The sequence below is a fragment of the Granulicatella sp. 572.rep1_STHE genome (genome assembly GCF_001073445.1).
In the GTDB taxonomy this organism is placed as follows: Bacteria; Bacillota; Bacilli; order Lactobacillales; family Aerococcaceae; genus Granulicatella; species Granulicatella adiacens.
In genome coordinates, this window is the sequence record NZ_JVBO01000045.1 from 63663 (window position 1) to 87868 (window position 24206).

Below are 24206 nucleotides of genomic sequence, written 5' to 3' on the forward strand. Positions count from 1 at the left end.
TCAGATTGGAAGAGAGCTTTTTTATAGAAAATTATAAATTTCATAAAACTGCAATAAATTCTTAGGAATTCTCACAAAAAAAGGGTACAATGGGAAAGTACAAAATGTTGCAAGTGCAACTAAAGGAGGAAAGTCTATGTTCAAAGAAGTGAACGAGCAAATTTTAAAATTAATTGAGAAAAATAGTCGTTTAACTCCAGAAGAAATTGCCTCTCTATTAGAAATGGATGTGGAAGAAGTCACACGCCGTATTAAAGAGATGGAAGAAGCTAAAATTATTTGTGGCTACCATACATTAATCAACTGGGAAAAAACTGATAACGTCAATGTTTCAGCGATTATCGAATTAAAAGTAAATCCTCAAAAAGGGAAAGGATTCGACCGTATTGCAGAAAAAATCTATCATTTCCCAGAAGTAGAAGCAGTGTACTTGATGTCTGGTGGATACGATTTTATGGTGCAATTAAAGAAAGCACCAATGCGTGAAATCGCAAACTTCGTATCTTCACGTCTTTCAGTGATTGAAGAAGTACAATCTACAAAAACACATGTTGTATTAAAACAATACAAAGATCACGGCACTATGTTTGTCGGTAAAGCAGATGATAAACGTCAGGTGGTTACTCCATGAATTTAGAAAATATGTTAAATAATAAAATTAAGGACTTGAAACCTTCAGGGATTCGTCGTTTCTTTGATATGGCGAGTGAATACAAGGATATTGTTTCACTAGGGGTTGGAGAGCCTGATTTTGATACGCCTTGGCATATTCGTCAAGAAGCGATTAAAGCGTTGCAAGAAGGCCGTACATTCTATACAGCCAATGCAGGGTTAAAAGAGCTTCGTGAAGAAGTATGTATATTTACAGAAGGTCGTCATGGGGTAAAATACGATCCAATGCATGAATGTGTCATCACTGTTGGTGGAAGTGAAGCCGTTGATATTTCAATGCGTGTGCTTTTAAACCCAGGGGATGAAGTGATTATTTGTGACCCAGGGTATGTTTCTTATGTCCCAGCGGTTACAATGGCCGATGGAACTCCAGTGATTCTTCCGTTAAAAGAGGAAAATCAATTCCGTTTAACACCTGAAGATTTAGAAGCAGTGATTACACCGAAGACAAAAGCGATTCTAATGAACTTCCCGAATAACCCAACTGGGGCAATTATGGAACGTGAAGATTTAGAAGCGGTTTGTGATGTATTAAAACGTCATGATATTATCGTTGTTTCAGACGAATTATATGGAGAATTAACTTACACTGGAAAACCTCACGTATCCGTTGTGGAAATTGAGGGTATGCGCGATCGTACAATTTTAATCGGAGGATTCTCAAAAGCATTTGCGATGACGGGATGGAGACTGGGGTATGCTTTAGCTCCAGAGCCAATTATGGAACAAATGTATAAAATTCACCAATTTGCGATTATGTCAGCTCCAACTCTTAGCCAATATGCGGGTGTGGATGCCCTTCGTAATTCTGAAGAAGACATTGTTGAGATGCGCGAAAGCTACAACCAACGTCGCCGTTACTTGGTGAAACGTTTCAAAGACTTAGGGATTCCTTGCTTTGAGCCATTTGGAGCTTTCTACATCTTCCCAAACATTTCTCAATTCGGATTAAGTTCAGAAGAATTTGCTATGCGCTTGGTAGAAGAAGAACGTTTAGCCGTTGTTCCAGGAACCGCTTTTGGGGAATCTGGTGAAGGCTTTCTACGTATTTCTTATGCATATTCGATTGAAGATTTGAAGACAGCGTTAGATCGCATCGAGCACTTCATTACGAAATTAAGAAATGAAAAATAGAGATTAAAATGAGGTACAACTACACCACTTTTGGAGTCGTTTAAATCGATTCCCAAAGAGGCGTAGTTGTATTTTTAATTTTGATTAAAATATGATTAAAATTTAATTGATAAAAGAATGATCCTATGCTACACTATGCTTACTTAAGAGGAAAGGAGACCATGCTTGAAAGAACGTTTTACAAAGTTTATTGATACCATAATTGCTCTCGATAAAGGCGATCATACATTAACGGACAAACAATGGATGAAAAAGCAAAAATGGATGTTCGTCTTGAAGTTGTTTTGGGTGATTGTGCTAGTAGCGACCTTTCTTCTAGCCGTTAATGTCTCCGTGAGTTACTTTGTTTATTTCTTCTATTTTGCTGGAGTTCTCTATGTACTCACTAAAGTACTCGAGTTTTGTATCCAACGAAGAATGACACAATTAGCTAAGGAGGAATAGAACAATCCAATGAGAATTATTTATTTTGTGATAGCTTGGGTTTCATTAGCAATAGGGTTATTAGGAATTGTCCTTCCGGTACTTCCAACAACTCCCTTTCTTTTGTTAACCGTATTTTGTTTCTCAAAGAGTTCAAGGCGCTTTGAAGAATGGTTTCAAAAAACTAAGTTATACCAGCTTTATGTCGCAGATTACCGCGAAACGAAGTCAATTGCGCGTAGTCGTAAAAAGAAAATTATTATTTATATCTATATTTTAATGGCCATTTCTATTTACTTCGCTCCGATTATTTGGGTGAAAATTGGACTTGGCGCGTTGACAGTGTTTATTACTTACTATCTATTTTGGGTGATTCCGGATAAAAAGTAGGAGGGATTCAGATGGTTGAGAAGTTTAAAGCGTTAATAGAAGATTATAAAGTGACAAGAAATGAAAACGAAGATTTTGTCTGGTGGTACGTCCAACGAGTAGCGCCCTTTAATTTACGCTACGTAATTGCAGCGGTGTTAGTGCTATGTATGGCGGCTATTTATTTTAATATTAAATACGCGCTCACAACGGTGCTCGTCTTATGGGTGATTGCCGCGACGATTACCATCGCAGAATGGGTTTATCGAAAACGAAAACAAAAATAGAAGATACAAAAGAATCTAGTTTACGCTAGGTTCTTTTTTTACCTATCATTAGGAAGAAAATAAGGATAAATAATAGAGAGGAGCCCTTTGAGAAAAAGTGCGAATAGGGCTATAATTTAAGTGTAGAAATAAAGTAAATGGAGGTAATTGTTATGAGATTTGACCAAGAACATGATTCATGTACAACCATTCTTGTTGGCAAGAAAGCTAGCTATGACGGTTCCACGCTTGTAGCCCGTACGGAAGATTCATGTAATGGAGAGTTTACTCCAAAAAAATTCATTGTCGTTCGTCCAGAAGACCAACCACGTCACTATAAAGCAGTGATTTCAGGTTTTGAAACAGACTTACCGGACAATCCAGTTCGCTATACAGCCATGCCAAACGCCATCAATAATGAAGGGATTTGGGGAGCTGCTGGGATTAACGCCTATAATGTTGCTGTCAGTGCAACAGAGACGATTTCGACGAATCCCCGTGTATTAGGAGCTGATCCACTAGTTGAAACAGGGATTGGAGAAGAAGATATCTTCACTCTCGTATTACCTTATATTCAAACGGCGCGCGAAGGGGTCGAACGTCTTGGACATTTCCTGGAAACAGCAGGAACCTATGAATCAAACGGGATTGCGATTTCCGATGTGAATGAAATTTGGTGGTTAGAATCCATCGGGGGACATCACTGGATGGCACGCCGCGTACCCGATGATGCGTATGTCGTAAATCCAAACCAACTCGGCAGTGACTTCTTTGATTTTGAGGATAAAGAAAACTTTATGTGTGACCCTGATTTGAAAGACTTTATGATTCGTCACCACCTCAATTTGAATTTTGACGGGGAATCTTTCAATCCACGTTACGCATTTGGTTCACAACGAGATAAAGACCGCTTGTATAACACGCCTCGTGCTTGGGATATTCAACGCATGTTTAACCCTGAAGTGGAACAATCTCCAACAAGCTTTGAAATCCCTTGGGCGCGTGTTCCTTATCGCAAAATTACCGTTGAAGATGTGAAAGAATCGATGAGTACGCATTTCCAAATGACTCCTTATGATCCTTATGGAAATTTAGGCGATGGGAAGAGCAATCGTCGCTTCCGTACGGTAGGGATTAATCGTACGAGCCAAACGGCTATCCTCCAAATTCGTCCAAATCGTCCTCATGATACAACAGGGATTCAATGGGTCTCTTATGGGTCAATGCCTTTTACGACGGCCGTTCCTTTCTTTACGCAAGTGGAAACAACTCCAGCGTACTTTGCCAACACTACAGCGAAGGTTTCAACGGATTCCTTCTACTGGTCAAGCCGATTAATTGCAGGACTTGCGGATGCGCATTACTTGGAACATCAAGCGGATATTGAAAGTTATCAAAAGAATACATTATCTCGTGGAGAAGCCATGATTGCCCAAGTAGATGCTCGTCTTGAAAAAGGAGAAGTAGTCGACTTCGAAGCGGAAAATCAACAAATGAGTGATTATATCGAAGAGAAGACAGCTGCATTACTCGATAAAGTATTGCTTCGTGCAAGTAATTTAATGGTCAACCACTATTCAGTGAGTGATTAATGGCAGGTTGGGTTTAGGAGGTTAGAACATGGAAGAAAAAAATGAAAAACAACTGAGTTGGTTGATGATAGCCCTTATTGCGTTTAATTTCGTATGGGGGCTCGGGAACGTTGTCAATAACTTCGCCCAACAAGGGATTGTAGTTATTACATCGTGGCTGATTATTTTAGTGATTTACTTTATTCCGTATTCATTGATGGTTGGACAACTTGGTTCAACTTTCCAAGATAGTGAAGGAGGAGTGAGTGACTGGATTAAACATACGTCTACGAAGAAACTCGCGTATTTTGCTGCATGGACGTTTTGGGTGGTTCAAATTCCGTATTTAGCACAAAAACCGCAGACGATTTTGATTGCGCTTGGTTGGGTATTCCAAGGACACTCAGGAATTGTGGATGAACTTCCGATTCCGCTACTCGTTGCGGTCTGCCTAGCATTCTTTCTTTTCATTCTTTATGTTTCAACGAAAGGAATTCGGGTATTGAAATTCTTAGGAACAGTTGCGGGGAGTGCGATGTTTGTCATGTCTATTTTGTTCATCCTATTAGCCGTGGGTGTTCCACTCATTAAACCGGATTTACAACTAGCGACTGCGAATATGGATAAGCTTGAAACGTATATTCCAAAATTTGATTTCGCCTATTTTACAACGATTGCGCTTCTTGTTTTCTCAGTCGGTGGAGCGGAGTCTATGTCTCCTTATGTTCGTAAGGTAAAAAATCCAACGAAGGAATTTCCAAAAGGAATGATTGCGATGGCGGTCATGGTGGGGATTTGTGCGGTCTTTGGATCCTTTGCGATGGGAATGATTTTCGATAGCAACAATATTCCTCAGGACTTAATGAGAAATGGGGCCTACCAAGCGTTTGCGGTACTTGGAAAGCATTGGAATATTGGGAATGTTCTTGTTACGATTTACGCATTGACGCAATTTATCGGACAAACAGCTACACTAGCCCTCTCCATTGATGCGCCGCTTCAAATCTTCCTTGGTAGTGCTGACAAAGAATATGTTCCTCGCTGGCTTCGAACACGCACAAAGAACGGAACATTAAAGAATGGATACTTACTTACAGGAATTTTAACAGGGGCATTAATTGTCATGCCAGCACTAGGGCTTAAGGAAATTGATACAGTCGTAGTATGGATGACAAACTTGAACGCCATCGTATCCCCAATGTGCTTCTTGTGGGTATTTGTCGCCTTTATGTTCTTGTATCGTCATTGGGACAGATATAAAAATGCCGAATATAAATACATTAGCAATAAGACACTCGGATTCTTAATGGGACTCTGGGGCTTTGCCTTCACCGCATTTGCATGTATTCTCGGAATGGTGCCACAAGTGGACTATGCGCAAAATCCATCTGAATGGTGGTTTGTCTTAATTTCAAATATCATTATGCCATTTGCGCTTCTTGGACTCGGACTCGTCCTTCCATGGATTGCACGAAGAGAACAAAAACAACAAGCATAAAAATGAGTTTTAGAAAGTCCTCCTTCTGGAAAAGGGGGGCTTTATTTTTTAAAATGTAATAGGGTATCAAACTGACAATTTTACAGAAAAATGGTATAGTAATGAAGATAAATTTACTGGAAACGAGAGGAACAACTCATGAAATTATTAACCGTTGCAGTCCCTTGCTACAACTCTCAAGAATATATGCATTATTCTATCCAAACGCTCCTTGCTGGTGGTGAAGAGGTTGAAATTTTAATCATTAACGATGGTTCTAAAGACGACACTGCTCGCATCGCTGACCAATATGCCGCAGCTTATCCAACGATTATCCGAGCGATTCATCAAGAGAATAAAGGACATGGTGGAGCCGTGAATACGGGGATGGCGAATGCAACAGGGAAGTACTTTAAAGTGGTCGATAGTGACGACTGGGTAGATGTGCGTGCTTATCTAAAAATCTTAGAACAATTACGACGCTTCGAAAAAAATGGGGAAGAAGTAGATGTGTTCATTACGAACTTTGTTTACGAAAAAGAAGGCGCGAAAACGAAGAAAATTATGCGCTACACTTCAGCGTTTCCTGAAAATCAAGTGTTTACTTGGGATGATGCGAAGCCACTTCGTCGTGGGAAATATATGATGATGCACTCCCTCATTTACAATATGAACTTACTTCGTAAATCAGGACTTCAGTTGCCAGAGCATACTTTCTACGTAGATAATTTATTTGTTTTCGTCCCACTGCAATATAGCAAAAAATTATACTATATGAATGTAGATTTTTACCGTTACTTTATCGGTCGTGAAGATCAATCCGTGAACGAGAAAGTGATGATTAGCCGTATCGACCAACAAATCCGCGTGAATGAACTATTGATGGCAAGTTATCATAGCGACTGGCAGTTTTCAACCGCTTTGAAGAACTACTTATTAAACCACTTAGAGATTACAACCGTAATTTCTTGTGCGCTACTCAATAAGGGTGGACTACTTGAGCATCAAGAGAAGAAGAAAGCTTTGCTGTCGGATTTGAAGGAAGCAAATCCAGAAGTCTTCCATCTGATTAGCCAAGCAGTGCTAAGTAGAATTACAATGGCGAAGAACAAACCTGTACAAGTACTTTCGAATGGAATTTATACAGTGACACAACGTTTCTTCGGATTTAACTAAATAGCGTTTTGAACTACCAGGCATGAAGTGCACCCTAAAAGTTAGATTTTCTGTCTACCTTACATAAGCCGGTGGATATTTATTGCAAATCAGACTGAAAGTTCCAAATTCTCTATTTATTTTATTGATATTTCTTATCAGAAGATGTATGATATTTTATATATTTAAACTATACTATATCGGAGGTATTGGTATGAAATTTTCTAATCGTTTATTGTTGTTCCTTACAGGAGTTGTTTTTGTCTTTTTAGGACTTTTGCTATTTACAAACCCAGTAGCTAATCTTGTTGCTTACAGCTGGTGGATTGCATTTGGTTTACTGGTTTCTTCTATAGCAGCTATTTTAGGCTATTTCTCTGCACCAAAAGAGCTTCGCTCACCTGTTTATCTTTTCCAAGGGATTGTTAATCTTCTCTTAGCTCTTTACCTCGTGGCTTATGGCTTTGTGACCCTGCCGGTCGTCATTCCGACCATTGTAGGAATTTGGTTAATTGTAGAAGCCATTATTGCTTTCTTTAAAGGCAATCGTCTAGGATTGATTTTCCCTATTATTGGTAGCAATATCACGTGGGTAGCCTTGCTTGCATTTTTACTAGGTCTAGTGATTCTGTTCAATCCAGTGGCTACAGGTGTCTTTGTCGTTTATGTCATTGCCTTTTCATTTTTAGTTACTGGCTTCACCTACATTATTGAGGCCTTTCGTAAATAGTCTAGTTGCTATTTCTATCGCATTCAAAAAAGCTGGGAAATCATATTCTCAGCTTTTTCGTCTCTTTAATTATCACTTTTTCGCATTCCATTCTGCGTAGAATTGCTCCAAGTATTCTTCCAAAAAGTGATGGCATAGTGCTCTAGCATTCGATAAGTTGCAATAATAACCGGTCGAGAACGGGGCATCGACTCAATCATACCGAAAATAAAAGAGCGAATGTTATCTGCAAAAAGAAAGCTTAGATTCTTTGCGATTTCAACAAAAAAAGCACTGTTTGTTCTGACCACAAAAGTTAAACAAATAATTTAAGTGAAGGATTTAGTTCTGTATTGCACAGGACTAAGTCCTTTTAGTTTTACCTTAATTCGTTTGTTGTTGTAGTAATCAATGTAGTCAACAATAGCTTGTTCCAATTGGTTAAGTGCCTTAAATGTTTTCTCATCTATGTCAGTCATCATGATGACCAAATTCACGCGCGCTATCCTTTCTTGCTCTACATCATTGCTCTTGCGACATTCATCAATATCATTACAGCGATATCTAATATCATTCGTATCCGGAAATTTCATTCTCCAGAGCTCAAATCTAGTAAAAATATCAGTTTTGCTTCCTCTCTCTTTTCTATCTTTTTCTTGCAAACCATGATGATGAAAGAGCATGGAAGTGCCGATATTCCTCAAAAAATTGCTTTTATGAATATCACTTTGGGAAGTGTCGTTTTCTGCGTACTCGTCATTATTGGCGCCTATATGATTGTAAAATCAAGAAAAGCAAAGCGAAATTTATAAAGTGTGAAAAGGAGTGAAAACTTTCTTTTTTCTAATTAAAATAGCGGAACAATTAGAATTGGAAGATCCGTTTACAGGAAAATATAAATAGGTGCTCGTCGCAGGCCACACGAGCGCCTTGAGGCGTCGCTCTGAGATCAGAGCTATGCCCGAAATTGAAAAGCCACCCGCTAAGCCACTGGATATTTATTATGGGAGAAATTATCATATATGATAATTTCGCAAAGTGTGCTTCATCGATTTGGTTCGCCTTGAGGGTCCATGATATAATAAACAAGATAATACAAGAAATGGAGAAACGACATGAAACCATTTGATTACATCGTTGTGGGTGCTGGATTATTCGGTGCGACCTTTGCGCATGAAGCAGCGACACGCGGTTATAAAGTAAAAGTGATTGAGAAGAGAAATCATATTGCGGGGAATATTTATACAAAAGAAGTGGAAGGCATTCAAGTGCACGAATACGGTGCGCATATTTTCCACACGAGCGACAAGAAGATTTGGGATTACGTGCATCAGTTTGCGACATTTAATCGCTATACCAATACTCCAGTTGCAAACTTCAACGGTGAGATTTACAACTTGCCATTTAACATGAATACCTTTAATAAATTATGGGGTGTGGTGACGCCGCAAGAAGCCGAAGCAAAGATTAGTGAGCAACGTGCAGTACTCGGTGATAAAGAACCTGAAAACTTAGAAGAGCAGGCGATTTCTCTTGTTGGGGAAGATATTTACCATAAGCTCATCAAGGGCTATACGGAGAAACAATGGGGACGTTCGGCAACAGAATTACCAGCGTTTATCATACGCCGCTTGCCGGTTCGCTATACTTACGATAACAACTACTTCAACGATACGTACCAAGGGATTCCGATTGGCGGCTATACGAAGATGATTGAAGCCATGCTGGATCATGAAAATATCGAAGTCGAGTTGAATGTCGATTTCTTCGCGAAAAAAGACGAGTACTTAAATAGTGGTGCCAAAATCGTCTTCACGGGAATGATTGACGAGTTCTTTGATTATGAACTTGGAACGCTGGAATATCGTTCATTGCGATTTGAAACAGAAGTCGTGGACGTGGAAAACTACCAAGGAAATGCGGTAGTAAACTATACAGACCGCGAAACGCCATATACTCGTATCATTGAGCATAAGCATTTTGAGTTTGGTACTCAGCCAAAAACTGTGATTACGAGGGAATATCCTGCCGATTGGAAGGTGGGCGACGAGCCTTATTACCCAGTGAATAATCAAGTTAACAACGACTTATATGCGCAGTATAAGAAATTAGCACAGACGGTTCCGCAAGTCATCTTCGGTGGACGACTTGGACAGTATCGTTATTACGATATGCATCAAGTCATCGCCGCTGCACTAGAAACCGTTAAACATGAATTTGAGTAAATGAAGAAACACCCTATATGAAATATAGGGTGTTTTTGTGTTGTGATGGTTATTTGATTCCTTCGAATCCTAGCGGATTTTATCATAACTACAATAATGGGGTACCGGTTCGAGCCTGTAGTCTCTCACCTTTAAAGCTTCAAAAAGGGCGTAAGGAATAAATCCCTACGCCCTCTAATGAATCTTTAATACGATTTCCCATTATTGTGGCTATGAAATCCGCAAGATTCTTTGGAATCCATACACAATCAATCAAACCAAAAATGTTTTAGATTGTTCATCAAATTAAGCATTTACTGTATCTAGTTCTTCGCCAATGGCTTGAAGACGAGAGACAACTTCTTCTAGTGATAGATTGTGCTCTTGTACGTAGCGGTTGCGTGGGTGAACACGGCATTCATGGCAGCAACCACGTAAGTATTTGTCTTCGTTTTCTTCAGAAGCTAAGATACGACGGTTACATTCTGGGTTACCACAGTTTACGTAACGTTCGCAAGGTGTACCATCGAACCAGTCTTTCCCGATAACCACTGGGTCTACGTGGTTGATGTCAACAGCGATACGCTCATCGAATACGTACATTTTTCCATCCCATAATTCGCCTTGAACTTCTGGGTCTTTTCCGTAAGTTGCGATACCACCGTGTAATTGACCAACATCTTTGTAGCCTTCACGAACCATCCAGCCAGAGAATTTCTCACAGCGAACGCCACCTGTACAGTAAACAACGACACGTTTGTCCATGAATTTCTCTTTGTTATCGCGAACCCATTGTGGTAATTCACGGAAGTTGCGAATGTCAGGACGGATTGCACCGCGGAAGTGACCTAGGTCGTATTCGTAGTCGTTACGAGTGTCTAGTACAACAGTGTTTTCGTCTAAAAGAGCTTCCTTGAATTCTTTTGGAGAAAGGTAAGCACCTGTTGTTTCTAATGGGTTAATATCGTTATCGAAGTCGTTGTCCTCTAAACCAAGGTGTACGATTTCTTTTTTGTAACGAACGAACATCTTCTTGAAGGCTTGCTCGTTTTCTTCGTCGATTTTAAACCATAAGTCTTCCATGCCAGGAAGAGAGTGTACATAGTCCATATATTTTTGAGTGGTTTCATAATCACCAGATACAGTTCCGTTGATTCCTTCGTCAGCGACAAGGATACGTCCTTTTAATCCGATTGATTTGCAGAATGCTAAATGATCTGCAGCGAATTGTTCCGCATTCTCGATTGGAACGTATTTATAATAAAGTAAAACACGAATATCTTTTGCCATATTGTAGTTCTTTCATCCTTTTCTAGTTTGTAATGGTTCTATTGTAACCGTATTGAGAACCATTATCAATGAATTCGATTGTGAAAATCTTCGAAAGGTATTGACATGACAGCGATTTAAGGTATAATTTCAGATGTAACATAAAATTTTGAGAGATTGGAGGAGAAATCAATGAACAACTTAGTAGTAAAACGAGTGAATAGAATGATGAACCTTCCAATTCAAGTGATTCAGTTATAGCGCATTTTTTAGAAATGATTAGGAATGAAGCTGTTACTTTTTCCATGCATGGGGAAGGTAACGGCTTTTTTTGATGGAGGAAAACGATGAACGATTTAATAAAATTAGTGATAGGCTTTATAAAAAAACATCCGATGCGCTATCTTGTTAGTTTTGTATTAATGATTGGAAGTAGTATCGCTTCGGTTTATCCCGCTAGAATTGTGGGACAAGTAGTCGATAAAATCGTCGCGAATGAACTGAACGGCGATTGGCTCTGGACGCAACTTGTGATTTTAGTAGGGATTATTCTCGTGGCCTATATTACGGAGAGTATTTGGACAAATTTGATTTTTATGGGCTATTATGAAATGCAAAAGGAATTGCGTGTGAAATTATTGCGGAATAATTTGATGAAGAAAATTCCGTTTTATGCGCATTTTAGAACGGGGGACATTATTACCCGTAGCAGTGAAGATGTGATGACGATTGGCGATATGATGGGGTTCGGAATGTTTGCACTCATGAACTCAACATTGATGGTGACGGTATCGATTTATATGATGGTCACAACGATTTCGTTGCCACTGACCATCGTTGCGATTTTACCACTTCCAATCCTTTCATATCTCGTGTATAAATGGGGATTTGATCTCGAAGAAGAGTACAACAAGGCGCAAAACGCGGTCTCTCAACTGAATAATGAAGTACTGGAGATGATTGACGGTACTTACGTTATTCGAGCTTACGGGCAAGAAGACGCGATGATGGATGAGTTTCGTGCGAAAACGAAAAAGGCTATGAAACAAAATATCATTGTGTCAGAAATTGAATCTCGCTTTATTCCGCTCGCGCAATTATTTATGATGATCAGCTTTACAATTGCGCTTTTTTACGGTGGGTACTTGGTGTCGAATGGGACCATTCTCGTTGGGGATGTCATTGCCTTCCAAGTCTATATGGGAGCGATTATGTGGCCGATGTTTATGATTGGCGATATTATCACGAACTACAAACGCGGAAAAGTGGCAACCGAGCGTATTAATGAAATATTAAGATATGACGATGACATCGAACGTGGTGGAACAAAAGCGCTCGAGACGATTGAATCGATAGAGTTTAAAGACTTCCATTTTACGTATCCAGGAGAAGAGGCGTCCTTATTAAAAGGAATTAATCTTACTTTGAAAAAAGGCGAGACTCTTGGAATCGTGGGGAAAACAGGTTCTGGAAAAACAACACTCTTGATGCAATTATTACATCAGTTCCCCTACAAAGGAGAAAAGCTCTTTATTAACGAAGAACCGTTGATTGATTACGATAGTCAAACGGTGGCAGGGCATTTGGCCTATGTACCACAAGAGCATACACTTTTCTCACGGACGATTCGCGAGAATATGTTATTCGGAAAAGAGGATGCAACGGATGATGAAATTTGGGAAGCGTTGACGCTAGCCTCTTTTGAAGGAGACGTGAAACGAATGCCAGACGAGCTCGATACGATGGTCGGAGAAAAAGGGGTATCGCTCAGTGGAGGTCAAAAACAACGCTTATCGATTGCTCGTGCTTTCTTACGCAACCGTGAATGCTTAATTTTGGATGATGCGTTATCTGCAGTTGATGCGAAAACGGAAAGGGAAATTATCTCGCACTTGCAACAAGAACGCGGAGGTTGTATGAATATCATTTCTGCGCACAGACTTTCTGCAATTCGTCATGCGGATGAAATTATTGTGATGAATGAAGGACGTATTAGTGAGAGGGGTACCCACGAGGAGCTGCTCGAACAACGAGGATGGTACTATGAACAGTATCTCACAAAAGAAATGGAGGAGGAAATCGAATGAGAACGATGAAGCGATTATTAAGCTACCTCCGTTATGAGAAAAAAGGAGTTCTGATTGGACTCTTCTGCCTGTTACTCTCAACAGGAGCAACCTTAACAGGGCCACTCGTTGCGAAACACATTATCGATAATGTGATTACTCCGATGGGGCAGGCGCATGATTTCAAAGCAGGTGGCCTACTTTTATGGGTTGGTATTTACGTGACAGTGAACTTAGTGGGAGTTGCTGGGGCCTATTTAAACCGTGTATATATGAAGACTCTCTCAAACCGTATTGCAAAACGCATTCGTGACGAAGTGTTCGAGCATGTACAAACCTTGCCGGTATCGTACTTCGACCATTTACCAGCTGGGAAAGTGGTTTCTAGAATTACAAGTGATACAGAATCAGTGCGTGCAAACTTCTACGTGAGTGGGATTTCGACGCTTTTCAGTACGATTGTGATGTTGGTAGGTGTTTATATAACCATTTTCTTATTAAACGCAACGCTAGGACTCGTATTATTATTCCTAGTTCCTGTGATGATTCTATGGCAGAGAACCGTTGCTACGAAGCAGAAAAAATACTATTCCGAAAATCGTGAACTCTATAGTCAGTTGAGTGGACAATTAAACGAAAGCATTCAAGGAGCAGGCATCGTTCAAGCCTTCCAGCAAGAAGAAAAAATTGTTGCAGAATATGATGCCACGGCAACTTCTTGGGTAGAAGTTGGTCGTAAGGAATTAATTCTTGAGTCGTACTTCTCGTGGAGTCTTGTCGGCATGCTTCGAAACATTACTCATTTTGGAGTTATCTATTATTTCAGTATGCAGTTTATCGGTGGAACACTCGGGATTTCAGCAGGTCTTTTATATGCATTTATTGACTACATTAATCGTATATATGAGCCGATTCAAACTTTTATGAATGTCGTGTCTGGCTTCCAGCAATCAATGGCTGCTGGTGACCGTGTGTTTGAACTAATGGATACACCGAGCGAGGAATCGGGAGAAGAGCTCTTCACGTTTGATGAAGGATGTATCGAATTTAAAGATGTGAGTTTTGAGTACACAGCGGGAGTTCCTGTGTTGAAACACTTGAATTTCACGGTAGAACCAGGACAGACGGTTGCTTTTGTCGGACATACTGGTTCAGGGAAATCATCCATTATGAACTTACTGTTTCGCTTCTACGACCCAACGAGTGGTGCTATCTTCATCGATGGCAAAAACACACGCGACTTTAACAGACGTAGTGTTCGAAGCGAGATGGGAATCGTTCTTCAAGATCCGTACCTCTTTACAGGAACGATTGCTTCAAATGTAGGGCTCAATAATGAATCGATTGAGCCTGAGACGATAAAAGAGGCGATTATTAAAGTGGGTGGAGGACATCTACTTACGAAGAGTGACAAGGGCTTGGACTACGAGGTGAAAGAAAAAGGAATGGATTTCTCTTCAGGAGAACGCCAACTGATTTCATTTGCTCGTGCGATCGTCTTTGACCCGAAAATCTTAATTTTAGACGAGGCAACTTCGCATATCGATACCGAGACAGAAGAGATTATTCAGAATGCAATTAATGTCGTCAAAGAAGGGCGTACAACCTTTATGATTGCTCACCGACTTTCCACAATTGCTCATGCTGACCAAATTTTTGTGTTGGATAAAGGAGAAATTGTAGAACGTGGAACGCATGATGAATTGCTTCAACTGCAAGGTCAATATGCCGAAATGGTCGCCCTACAAAAAGGATAATTTTAAAAAATACAAGACGCTGTTTCCTTTGAAACAGTGTCTTTTCTTTCGTAGCGGTAAACTTTATTTTTTTAGTGTTTTTTCAAGGGAATTCATGGTGCATTACGCCTCTTAGTTTGTTACAATGTGTAGGAAACTGATTGAGGAGAGAACGTATGATTACGAAAGAAGTTATTGAACGTGCAACAACGCACCGCCGCCATTTACATATGTATCCAGAAGTATCTGGAGAAGAAGTTGAAACAACGCGCTATATCCGAGAAGCCCTAGAAGCGATGGGACTTACTTGCTGGGATTTAAAGTCTAAGACGGGAGTGGTCGCAGAAATCGGAAACGACAATGGACCAACATTAGCCTTACGTGCTGACATCGATGCCTTACCGATTGTGGAACAAACAGGATTAGACTACGCTTCGAAAAATGAAGGAGCGATGCATGCGTGTGGACATGATTTTCATACCGCAAGCTTGCTGGGAGCCGTTCAAGTATTAAAGGCACAAGAAGACAAATTACAAGGGAAAGTTCGTTTTATTTTCCAACCAGCCGAAGAAAGTAACCGTGGAGCACGCGCATTGATTTCTGAAGGTGTGCTTGATGGAGTGGATGCGATTATTGGATTCCATAATAAGCCAGAACTTCCAGTTGGAACGATTGGTGTGAAGGAAGGACCTCTGATGGCAGCAGTCGGCCAGTTTAAAGCCGAAATTACAGGGGTAGGAACGCACGCTGCAGCACCGCATAACGGAAACGACCCCATCGTTACGGCTTGCCAAGTGATTGCAAATGCTCAAGCGATTGTTGCACGTCATACATCCCCACTTGAACCAGTGGTATTAAGCGTATCGCATATCGAAGCAGGGAATACATGGAATGTGATTCCAGAGAAAGTATTTTTTGAAGGAACGATTCGTACGTTTAATAAAGAAGTGGAACGTCAAATGACGCAGCAATTCGAAAAGATGATTGTTCAAACGGCTGATGTTTACGGGCAAAAAGGAAGTATCGAATGGATTTTAACGCCGCCAGTTGTGCATAATGACGTAGAAATTACAAAAGTAGTGAGACGCACAACGGAGAAATTTGCGACAGTGGTGACACCTGAAGTGACTTTAGGAGCAGAAGATTTCGCCAATTATATGGAACACGTTCCAGGATGTTTTGTCTTTATTGGAACGGGTTGCCCACACGAATGGCATCACCCAGCGTTCTTAGTCGATGATACAGCGCTACCGTTTGCGATTCAGTATTTTGTTGACAATACGAATGCACTTTTAGAAGTTCTTTCACAGAAAGGAAACGCGTAATATGAAAACAATGGTGGTCATTAGCCATCCAACGATTCAAACTTCATCGAGCCAACAGTTTTTCCTCGCAACGTTAAAAGGGGAAGAAACTGTAACGGTTCGCCATTTAGACGAAGTATGGAGTGAGAGAAAGCCTCATTTTACAAGAGCGACTGAAGAAAAAGCACTGTTAGAAAGTGGAGCCAAGAGACTCATTCTTCAATTCCCAATGTATTGGTACCAAGCACCTGCTGCCATGAAGGAATGGATTGATACGGTGATGAGTAAGAGTGCATGCTTTGCAAAGCAAATTAAGGAACTCGGAATCGTTGTAACACTTGGGGTAAAAGAAGAAGCTTTTCGAGCAGGAGGAAAAGAGCAATTTACGATTTCGGAACTCATGCGTCCATTTCAAGCGTTAGCCAATGCAATGGGTTGGAAGTATTTACCGATTTTTGAAGTTCATCAATTTGATTATAAGACTGAAATCGCCAAACAAACGTTACTCGTGGAATATTTACAATATGTGACGAAAGAACACCACGGGACATTAAAAAATACAGAAGATTGGTTTATCGAACGTGCACAATCAATGAAAGGTGCCGAGTGGGAACAAATCGCAGAGTGGATCAAAGAGAACCAGGACGAAAGAATGGAGCTCGAGATGCATCTGAGTAATTGGGAGGAGAGTCAATATGGAGATTATTGAGAAGATTGGGTTACTTGATGCATGGACTGCGGAAGAAAAAGAATATAAAGAACGCGCTTTGCTTGTGGCTGCAAAAACTCTTCTTTTAGAACAAGCAAAACGAATTGAACAAGCACATGGAGAGTTAGATGGGCGGATGTGGAGTCCAGAAAACTGGTCCAAATAAGGAGAATGAGATTGAAAAAAGATAAATTAGGACTTCGATTAGTTTTATTAGTCATTTCCTGTTTTTTAATCGGGCTGGGCGCAAAGATGGCTGGTTCGAGTACATTAGGAGCTGACGTTGTCGTTCTTGTGTGGGAAGGATTAAATCGCACCTTTGGGGTAGATATGGGAACGGCGAACATTATAGTCTCTCTTGTATTTCTTGGAATTACATTTAGTATCAACTGGAGGTATATTGGATTTGGCACGGTTGTAGGGATGTTCTTGCAGAGCTTCTTTATTAATCTGTTTGACTTTAGCGCTATTGCGGAAATGGATATTACCATAAAAATAATTGCGATGGTTGTAGGGATTGCCTTAATTGCCATAGGATGTGCAGTCTATGCCTTAGCAGAACTTGGGGTTGGACCTTATATCGCCGCAACCCTTGCCCTGCACGAAAAATTCAAAACGTCTATACCACGAAACAAGTTCTTAATTGATGCTAGTTGTGTAATTATCGCAGCCATTATGGGACAATGGCCAACGATTGGACCAGTTGTTTCACTAGTAATTAGTGGAGTGATTATGGATCAGACAATGGTGATTTTGAAAAAATTACTTCCCATTAAATAAGAAAGCAAATCCTATTTGCAAGGACAGTACTCTTGTAAATAGGATTTAATTTTTTATAAACAAAAAGAAAAATGAAAATTTGGATGGTATCGTTTTCTAAGACAGCAAAATAGTACAAGTCGAAAGCAAAATAGTTATTGTGAAAGCGGTTTTTCCATAGTAAACTGAAGATGTCTTAAAAAGTAATAGAAACTAGGGGGAGACAACATGAAAAAGAAAGTATTACTATCAAGTGCAGCGTTATTAGCAAGTGTAACTTTAGCAGCTTGCGGAAATAACAGCAATAACACTAGTAAGGCGGATTCAACAACTAAAGCAGAAAGTAAAGAGAAAACAACTCTTAAATTAGCAGCTTTAGAAAGTGGTTATGGTTCAGAAATGTGGCCAGCAATCATCAAAGCTTATGAAGAAGCAAATCCAAATGTAAAAGTGGAATTGACTCAAGATAAAGAAATTGAAGATAAAATCACGCCTCAAATGAAAGCAGGAGATTATCCAGATATCGTAATGCTTGCATTAGGACGTAAACAAGCATTACCAGAAACTTTAATTAAAGATAAAGCATTAGCTGATTTAACAGACTTATTCGACATGAAAGTATATGGCGAAGATAAAAAAGTTTCTGACAAATTATTAAACAATGTATTAGGATCTACAGTAACTGACCCTTATGGAGATGGAAAACACTACTTAGCACCAATGTTCTACGCTCCAACAGGATTATTCTACAACGAAGGATTATTCAAATCTAAAGGTTGGGAAGTTCCTAAAGATATCGCTGGAATGAAAGAATTAGCTGAAAAAGCTAAGAAAGAAAATATTTCACTATTCACTTATCCAACTACAGGATACTTAGATAGCTTCTTCCCAGCATTATTAGCAAACGCTGGTGGTGTTGATTTATTCAACAAAGCAATGAAATACGACACAGGAGCATTCACTTCTCCAGAAGCAACTAAAGCTTTTGAAGCAATGGGAACATTCTTATCAAATGTTGAACCTTCAACAGTTGCAAATGCAAATAAACAAAGCTTCACTAAGAACCAACAATTAATCTTAGATAACAAAGCTTTATTCATGCCAAACGGTACTTGGGTAGTTGGTGAAATGGCAAAAGCTCCTAGAGCTGAAGGCTTCAAATGGGCTATGACTGCTGCTCCAGCAATCGAAAAAGGTGGCAAACGTTATATTTACTCATTCTTCGAACACATTTGGGTTCCAAAAGAATCTAAGAATCAAGCAGCAGCTAAAGAATTCTTATCATTCTTGTACTCAGATAAAGCAGCTGAAATCTTTGCTAAATACAACGCAGCACAACCAATTAAAGGTGTAACAGCAAAATTACCAGAAGAATTGAAAGCATTATATAAAGTTGTAGATGAAGTAGATGGTGTTATTAATGGTAACTTCGTAGCTACTAAACCAGTTGAAGGTGTAAGCATGAAGGATACATTATATGGACAAATTGACTCTGTAGCATCTGGTCAAAAAACAATTGCTGAATGGCAAAAATCTGTTGAAGAAGTTAGCCAAAAGTTAAAAGCAGCAGTTCAATAATTCGATAGAAAGAATTAAATAGGAGTGGGATGCGAAGCAATTTTCAAGGGTGAAAATTCCTTCCACCCACTCTCATTTTATCTAAAAATGGTTGGAAAGAGGGCAGAACGATGAAAAATCGTAGAAAAAGAGAGAGAAATTTATTTATTCTCGTGTGTTTATTACCTGCACTAATTTTATTTTTTACGTTCATGATTTATCCAACAATTGAAGTGTTCCGTATGTCACTTTTTAGATGGGGCGGATTTTCAAATAATAAGGAATTTGTTGGTTTAGATAATTTTAAAATTTTATGGATGGATGAAAACTTCTTTAGAACAATGCAAAATACAATCTTACTCATTGTAGTTGTGACGATCTTTACAGTTGTATTAGCGGTTGTTTTTGCAGCGATTCTTTCGACAGAAAAGATTCGTGGAAATAATTTGTTTAGAATCATTTTCTATATTCCTAATATTTTATCAATCGTAGTTATTGCAGGGATTTTATCAGCAGTATACGATCCAAAAGCAGGTCTATTAAATGCGATTTTACCAGAAGCATGGAATCGATTATGGCTTGGAGATCAAAGTATTGTCATTTATTCATTAGCTTTCGCACTCATTTGGCAAGCGATTGGATATTACATGGTAATGTACATGGCAGGGATGGCGAATATTCCAGCTAGCTTATATGAAGCTGCAGACCTTGATGGGGCAGGGAAAATTGGAAAATTCTTTAACGTTACATTGCCATTAATTTGGAACAGTATTCGTACAACATTAACATTCTTCATTATTAGTACGATTAACTTAAGTTTCTTATTAGTACAAATCTTGACAGACGGTGGACCAGACGGATCTACGGAAGTGTTCTTAAGCTACATGTTCAAACAAGCTTATACAAACTCTTCATACGGATACGGTATGGCTATCGGGGTAGTTGTCTTTATATTCTCATTTGGATTATCCGGTATCGTAAGTCACATTACGAAACGCGATATTCTTGAATACTAGGAGGGGAGATCATGAAAGGACAAACACGTTCATTTGAAAAGCTTTATAAGGCTTTCATCTATGTTGCGCTAATTACATTAGCGATTAGTATTATTGTACCTGTCGGATGGGTCTTCTTAGCTTCTATTAAAGAAAATAGAGAATTTTATGGTTCGCCATGGACCTTGCCAGAAGGTTTCTACTGGCAAAACTTTTTAGATGCTTGGAATAAGGCGAAAATGGGAGATTACTTGCTCAACTCCGTTATTGTTACGGCTTTAGCATTAGTTATTTTAGTAGTAGTAGCGATTCCATCTTCTTATGTATTAGCTCGTTATAAATTCCCAGGAAGTCGATTCGTGAATTCATTGCTAAAAGGTGGATTATTCATCAATGTAAACTACATTGTGGTGCCAATCTTCTTAATGTTACTCGACTGGGATAAGGGACTAAAAGGGCTTGGAATTAACGGCTTCTTCCTAAATAATATTTTTGTCTTAGCTGTAGTCTATGCTGCGACATCATTGCCATTCACGATTTACTTATTATCGAATTTCTTCAAAACATTACCGACAACATTTGAAGAAGCAGCATCGATTGACGGTGCAGGATATTTCACAACAATGCTTCGTGTAATGACACCAATGGCACGACCAAGTATTATCACAGTAATTTTGTTTAATTTCCTTTCTTTCTGGAATGAATACATTATTGCTTTGACGTTGATGCCAGGTAAAAATCAAACACTTCCTGTAGGACTTAAGAACTTACTTCAAGCACAACGTGGTGCGGCAGAATATGGTCAAATGTACGCAGGGATGGTAATCGTAATGTTACCAACATTGATTTTATATATTTTAGTTCAAAATAAATTAACACAAGGGATGACATTGGGAGGCTCGAAAGAGTAGTCGTCATCGCAGGAGGAGAGTATATGGGTAAAACAAAAGGGCGTTTAACCCTACCAAGTGAATCTAATTTTTTAGAGCAAACAAAAGAATTACTCGAGCGTTGGGGTGCCGATGCCATTCGTGATAGTGATGGAACAAAACTTGATGAAGCCACTAAACAATTAGACGCAAAAATTTATACGACGTATTTTGTAGCACGAAATCACAATGATTTTATTAAAGATTATATGGAAGAGTGCCAACAAATCTTCGTAATGTCTAAGTTTTGGTTAGCAACGGAAGAAACATTAACGATTCCATTTATGGAAGGGTACTTTGAAGATCAAGTTCAACCGGATTATGTGCATGATCCAAAAAAATATTGGGAAGTCATTGACCGTACAACAGGAGAAGTTGTGCCGGTAGAACGTTGGTCGATTAACCAAGAAAATAATACGGTTACGATTCAAGGGACAAAGCCTTTCCATGAATATACCGTGTCGTTTCTAGTGTATGCGATTTGGGATCCAACACAAATGTACAATCATATTACGAATAACTGGGGAGATGTTCCTCACGATATTCCTTTTGATGTACGTGGACCGCATTCAAATCAATTTATGCATGATTATTTAAAACAATGGTTAAAAGAGAATCCGGATACAGATGTGGTTCGTTTCACAACGTTCTTCTATCATTTCACATTGATTTTCAACAACTTAGGAAAAGAAAAATTTGTGGACTGGTTCGGATATGGTGCTAGCGTTTCAGTCGCAGCGCTAGAAGCTTTTGCCAAGGAAAAAGGCTATCGCTTAAGAGCCGAAGATATTGTGGATGAAGGGTATTACAACTCAACATTCCGTACACCAAGTAAAGCGTACTTAGACTATATCGACTTCATTCAAGCATTTGTTGCCAGAGAAGCGAAAAAACTAGTCGACGAAGTACACGACGCTGGTAAAGAAGCCATGATGTTCTTAGGAGATAACTGGATTGGAACTGAACCATATGGACCATACTTCGAACAAATCGGATTAGATGCAGTGGTTGGTTCTGTCGGCGGCGGAGCAACTCTTCGTATGATTTCAGATACTCCACACGTAAAATATACTGAAGGAAGATTCTTACCATACTTCTTCCCAGATGTATTCCGTGAAGGAAACGATCCTACGATTGAAGCCAATAAAAACTGGTTATCCGCAAGACGTGCGATCATGCGTAACCCTGTAGACCGTATCGGATATGGTGGTTATTTAAGTCTTGCATACAAATTCCCTAAATTTGTCGACTACATTGAACATGTAACAGATGAATTTAGAGAAATCTACGATATCGTTAAACATACAAAACCATATACTGGTTTGAAGGTAGCTATCTTAAACGCATGGGGGCGTTTAAGAACATGGCAATCACACATGGTAGCGCATGAACTTCCATACAAACAAATCTATTCTTACCTTGGAATTATGGAAGCATTAAGTGGCGCGAGTGTGGACGTAAGCTTCATCAGCTTTGACGATATTATTCATGGTGGAGTTCCAGAAGGTGTCGATGTCATCATAAACGCGGGGGATGCCGGAACTTCATTTAGCGGTGGAGAGGTTTGGAAGAATGAAACACTCATTACACGGATTCGTGAATTCGTGTATAATGGTGGAGGATTTATCGGAGTTGGGGAACCAACAGCCGTTCATCACCAAGGAAGATTCTTCCAACTTGGAGATATTTTGGGCGTTGAAAGAGAAATGGGATATAGCCTTTCAACAGATAAATATTTTACTAAAGAATTGAAAGAACACTTTATTATCGAAGATATTGAAGATGTTCATAAGATTGACTTTGGGGAAAATATTAAAAACGTGTATGGCTTAACGAGTGCAACAGAAGTACTTGAGTTTAGCAATCCGAAAGTGAGCGCAGGTGGCGTTGAAGAAGGAATCGTTCTTCCAGCTAATGCCGAAGGAAAAGAATTCGGGGAAATCCATCTTGCAGCGAACCCTTACGGAAAAGGTCGTGGGGTTTACATCGCAGGACTTCCATACACACCAGAAAATACAAGATTATTAATGCGTGCGTTATTCTACGCAGCGAATAAAGAAAGTGAATTAACAAAATGGTATGCAAGTAATCCATTAGTCGAAGTACATGCTTATCCTGAAAAAGGAGTGTATGCGATTGTGAATAATACGAATGAAGCACAATCGACACTTGTTTATGATGGTGAAGGAGTATCTAGAACAGTGGAACTTGAGCCAAGTGAAATTAGATGGGAGAAGATATCATGAATCCTAAAGTAAAAAATTGGATCCGCTTCGTATTGATGTTGGTATTCTTTTATGTAGTTATTTTGGGGCATCAGATGGTTGGAAAAGAAGGCGTGGCTACAATGTTAGTTGGTCTTGCTGGATTACTTCTCTTGCTATGGGATTACAATCGTCCGTACTCAAAATCGATGAAACGGTAATAAAACTTAACTAGGAACAGGGGCTTGTTTACAAACAAGCCCCTGTTCCTGTTTGCATAGACACAATATTAAAAAATAAAATAATACAAACCCGAGGTTTGTGATTACTTCGAGGATTTGTGGGTTCGTTTCATAGTAGCTGAAATGAGGGACCGGTTCGAGCCTGTAGTCTCTCACCTTCAAAGTTCAAAATGGGAGTAAGGGATAAATCCCCAACTCCCATTTATTCACCTTTGATCCTAATTCCCATTACTGCTACTATAAGAGCCCGACAAATCCTCTTCGTAATCACAGTGCTTTTAAATATTGTGCCCTGCCAAGAAAGGGAGATGGTGGAGGAGAATAAATGGGACCGGTTCGAGCCTATAGTCTCTCACCTTTAAAGTTCAAAATGGGAGTAAGGGATAAATCCCCAACTCCCATTTATTCACCTTTAATCCTTTTTCCTTTTACTGCTACTATATGAATCTAGCAAGG

At 39.5% G+C, this 24206-nt stretch carries 22 protein-coding genes and 1 pseudogene; 21 read left to right on the plus strand and 2 right to left on the minus strand.

What is annotated here, in order from left to right:
- Positions 1-136: 136 nt before the first annotated feature.
- From ADH99_RS09740 to ADH99_RS09780, 9 genes are all read left to right on the plus strand, one after another.
- Positions 137-631 (plus strand): Lrp/AsnC family transcriptional regulator, encoded by a 495-nt coding sequence (locus ADH99_RS09740; protein WP_049554498.1) that lies wholly within the window; start codon positions 137-139, stop codon positions 629-631.
- Positions 628-1806: a pyridoxal phosphate-dependent aminotransferase gene (locus tag ADH99_RS09745; protein ID WP_049554497.1), complete on the plus strand. Its 1179-nt coding sequence runs from the start codon at positions 628-630 to the stop codon at positions 1804-1806. The genes ADH99_RS09740 and ADH99_RS09745 overlap by 4 nt, the downstream gene beginning before the upstream one ends.
- Before the next feature lie 165 nt (positions 1807-1971).
- A complete protein-coding gene (locus tag ADH99_RS09750; RefSeq protein ID WP_049554496.1) occupies positions 1972-2250 on the plus strand; it encodes a hypothetical protein in 279 nt (92 codons plus the stop codon).
- 9 nt (positions 2251-2259) lie between these two features.
- Complete coding sequence (locus ADH99_RS09755) at positions 2260-2619, plus strand: YbaN family protein (RefSeq protein ID WP_049554495.1); 360 nt, start codon at positions 2260-2262, stop codon at positions 2617-2619.
- An 11-nt stretch (positions 2620-2630) separates the two neighbouring features.
- Entirely contained in the window at positions 2631-2885 is a 255-nt protein-coding gene (locus ADH99_RS09760; protein ID WP_049554494.1) for a hypothetical protein, read from the plus strand.
- A 152-nt stretch (positions 2886-3037) separates the two neighbouring features.
- Positions 3038-4456: a C69 family dipeptidase gene (locus tag ADH99_RS09765; RefSeq protein WP_049554493.1), complete on the plus strand. Its 1419-nt coding sequence runs from the start codon at positions 3038-3040 to the stop codon at positions 4454-4456.
- A 28-nt stretch (positions 4457-4484) separates the two neighbouring features.
- Positions 4485-5933: an APC family permease gene (locus tag ADH99_RS09770; RefSeq protein WP_005607223.1), complete on the plus strand. Its 1449-nt coding sequence runs from the start codon at positions 4485-4487 to the stop codon at positions 5931-5933.
- Between the two features lie 138 nt (positions 5934-6071).
- Complete coding sequence (locus ADH99_RS09775; protein WP_049554492.1) at positions 6072-7088, plus strand: glycosyltransferase family 2 protein; 1017 nt, start codon at positions 6072-6074, stop codon at positions 7086-7088.
- A 193-nt stretch (positions 7089-7281) separates the two neighbouring features.
- A complete protein-coding gene (locus tag ADH99_RS09780) occupies positions 7282-7797 on the plus strand; it encodes a DUF308 domain-containing protein (protein WP_049554491.1) in 516 nt (171 codons plus the stop codon).
- Positions 7798-8105: 308 nt separating this feature from the next.
- Here the strand turns inward: ADH99_RS09780 and ADH99_RS09785 are convergent.
- Positions 8106-8240, minus strand: a pseudogene (locus tag ADH99_RS09785) (IS3 family transposase); the annotation flags it as partial.
- A gap of 651 nt (positions 8241-8891) precedes the next feature.
- Here ADH99_RS09785 and glf point away from each other — a divergent pair.
- Complete coding sequence (glf, locus tag ADH99_RS09790; protein ID WP_049554490.1) at positions 8892-10001, plus strand: UDP-galactopyranose mutase; 1110 nt, start codon at positions 8892-8894, stop codon at positions 9999-10001.
- Between the two features lie 285 nt (positions 10002-10286).
- Here glf and ADH99_RS09795 read toward each other — a convergent pair whose 3' ends face one another.
- Positions 10287-11270 carry a rhodanese-related sulfurtransferase gene (locus tag ADH99_RS09795; RefSeq protein WP_049554489.1) on the minus strand — a complete coding sequence of 328 codons (984 nt, stop codon included), beginning with the start codon at positions 11268-11270 and terminating at the stop codon, positions 10287-10289.
- 326 nt (positions 11271-11596) lie between these two features.
- Between ADH99_RS09795 and tetA(60) the strand changes: the two genes are divergently transcribed.
- The 11 genes from tetA(60) to ADH99_RS09850 all read left to right on the plus strand — a co-directional run bounded on the left by tetA(60) (position 11597) and on the right by ADH99_RS09850 (position 23729).
- Positions 11597-13336 carry a tetracycline efflux ABC transporter Tet(60) subunit A gene (tetA(60), locus tag ADH99_RS09800; protein ID WP_049554488.1) on the plus strand — a complete coding sequence of 580 codons (1740 nt, stop codon included), beginning with the start codon at positions 11597-11599 and terminating at the stop codon, positions 13334-13336.
- Positions 13333-15072, plus strand: a complete 1740-nt coding sequence (tetB(60), locus tag ADH99_RS09805; RefSeq protein ID WP_049554487.1) for a tetracycline efflux ABC transporter Tet(60) subunit B — start codon at positions 13333-13335, stop codon at positions 15070-15072. The genes tetA(60) and tetB(60) overlap by 4 nt, the downstream gene beginning before the upstream one ends.
- Positions 15073-15227: 155 nt before the next feature.
- Positions 15228-16376, plus strand: a complete 1149-nt coding sequence (locus ADH99_RS09810; protein WP_049554486.1) for an amidohydrolase — start codon at positions 15228-15230, stop codon at positions 16374-16376.
- 1 nt (position 16377) lies between these two features.
- Positions 16378-17064, plus strand: a complete 687-nt coding sequence (locus tag ADH99_RS09815) for an NAD(P)H-dependent oxidoreductase (RefSeq protein WP_049554485.1) — start codon at positions 16378-16380, stop codon at positions 17062-17064.
- Positions 17051-17230 (plus strand): hypothetical protein, encoded by a 180-nt coding sequence (locus ADH99_RS09820; RefSeq protein WP_049554484.1) that lies wholly within the window; start codon positions 17051-17053, stop codon positions 17228-17230. Before ADH99_RS09815 ends, ADH99_RS09820 begins: the two co-directional genes overlap by 14 nt.
- 11 nt (positions 17231-17241) lie before the next feature.
- Entirely contained in the window at positions 17242-17844 is a 603-nt protein-coding gene (locus ADH99_RS09825) for a YczE/YyaS/YitT family protein (RefSeq protein ID WP_049554483.1), read from the plus strand.
- 207 nt (positions 17845-18051) lie between these two features.
- Positions 18052-19401, plus strand: a complete 1350-nt coding sequence (locus ADH99_RS09830; RefSeq protein ID WP_049554482.1) for a carbohydrate ABC transporter substrate-binding protein — start codon at positions 18052-18054, stop codon at positions 19399-19401.
- 110 nt (positions 19402-19511) lie between these two features.
- Positions 19512-20396, plus strand: a complete 885-nt coding sequence (locus ADH99_RS09835) for a carbohydrate ABC transporter permease (protein ID WP_005607200.1) — start codon at positions 19512-19514, stop codon at positions 20394-20396.
- Positions 20397-20407: 11 nt separating this feature from the next.
- The gene (locus ADH99_RS09840; RefSeq protein ID WP_005607199.1) at positions 20408-21286 is read left to right on the plus strand and encodes a carbohydrate ABC transporter permease; all 879 of its coding nucleotides are present in this window, start codon (positions 20408-20410) and stop codon (positions 21284-21286) included.
- Positions 21287-21309: 23 nt separating this feature from the next.
- Complete coding sequence (gene gnpA, locus ADH99_RS09845) at positions 21310-23550, plus strand: 1,3-beta-galactosyl-N-acetylhexosamine phosphorylase (RefSeq protein WP_049554481.1); 2241 nt, start codon at positions 21310-21312, stop codon at positions 23548-23550.
- Positions 23547-23729, plus strand: coding sequence for a DUF6903 family protein (locus ADH99_RS09850; protein ID WP_065427280.1), 183 nt, complete (start codon positions 23547-23549; stop codon positions 23727-23729). Before gnpA ends, ADH99_RS09850 begins: the two co-directional genes overlap by 4 nt.
- Positions 23730-24206: the final 477 nt, after the last annotated feature.

Excerpts from the sequence above, each read along its gene's own strand:
- glf (WP_049554490.1), top strand. The coding sequence starts at position 8,892 with ATGAAACCATTTGATTACATCGTTGTGGGTGCTGGATTATTCGGTGCG.
- ADH99_RS09820 (WP_049554484.1), top strand. The coding sequence starts at position 17,051 with ATGGAGATTATTGAGAAGATTGGGTTACTTGATGCATGGACTGCGGAA.
- ADH99_RS09810 (WP_049554486.1), top strand. The coding sequence starts at position 15,228 with ATGATTACGAAAGAAGTTATTGAACGTGCAACAACGCACCGCCGCCAT.
- ADH99_RS09770 (WP_005607223.1), top strand. The coding sequence starts at position 4,485 with ATGGAAGAAAAAAATGAAAAACAACTGAGTTGGTTGATGATAGCCCTT.
- ADH99_RS09765 (WP_049554493.1), top strand. The coding sequence starts at position 3,038 with ATGAGATTTGACCAAGAACATGATTCATGTACAACCATTCTTGTTGGC.
- ADH99_RS09740 (WP_049554498.1), top strand. The coding sequence starts at position 137 with ATGTTCAAAGAAGTGAACGAGCAAATTTTAAAATTAATTGAGAAAAAT.
- ADH99_RS09850 (WP_065427280.1), top strand. The coding sequence starts at position 23,547 with ATGAATCCTAAAGTAAAAAATTGGATCCGCTTCGTATTGATGTTGGTA.
- gnpA (WP_049554481.1), top strand. The coding sequence starts at position 21,310 with ATGGGTAAAACAAAAGGGCGTTTAACCCTACCAAGTGAATCTAATTTT.
- ADH99_RS09835 (WP_005607200.1), top strand. The coding sequence starts at position 19,512 with ATGAAAAATCGTAGAAAAAGAGAGAGAAATTTATTTATTCTCGTGTGT.
- ADH99_RS09775 (WP_049554492.1), top strand. The coding sequence starts at position 6,072 with ATGAAATTATTAACCGTTGCAGTCCCTTGCTACAACTCTCAAGAATAT.
- ADH99_RS09795 (WP_049554489.1), bottom strand. The coding sequence starts at position 11,270 with ATGGCAAAAGATATTCGTGTTTTACTTTATTATAAATACGTTCCAATC.
- ADH99_RS09760 (WP_049554494.1), top strand. The coding sequence starts at position 2,631 with ATGGTTGAGAAGTTTAAAGCGTTAATAGAAGATTATAAAGTGACAAGA.
- ADH99_RS09745 (WP_049554497.1), top strand. The coding sequence starts at position 628 with ATGAATTTAGAAAATATGTTAAATAATAAAATTAAGGACTTGAAACCT.
- ADH99_RS09840 (WP_005607199.1), top strand. The coding sequence starts at position 20,408 with ATGAAAGGACAAACACGTTCATTTGAAAAGCTTTATAAGGCTTTCATC.
- ADH99_RS09755 (WP_049554495.1), top strand. The coding sequence starts at position 2,260 with ATGAGAATTATTTATTTTGTGATAGCTTGGGTTTCATTAGCAATAGGG.
- ADH99_RS09815 (WP_049554485.1), top strand. The coding sequence starts at position 16,378 with ATGAAAACAATGGTGGTCATTAGCCATCCAACGATTCAAACTTCATCG.
- ADH99_RS09780 (WP_049554491.1), top strand. The coding sequence starts at position 7,282 with ATGAAATTTTCTAATCGTTTATTGTTGTTCCTTACAGGAGTTGTTTTT.
- ADH99_RS09830 (WP_049554482.1), top strand. The coding sequence starts at position 18,052 with ATGAAAAAGAAAGTATTACTATCAAGTGCAGCGTTATTAGCAAGTGTA.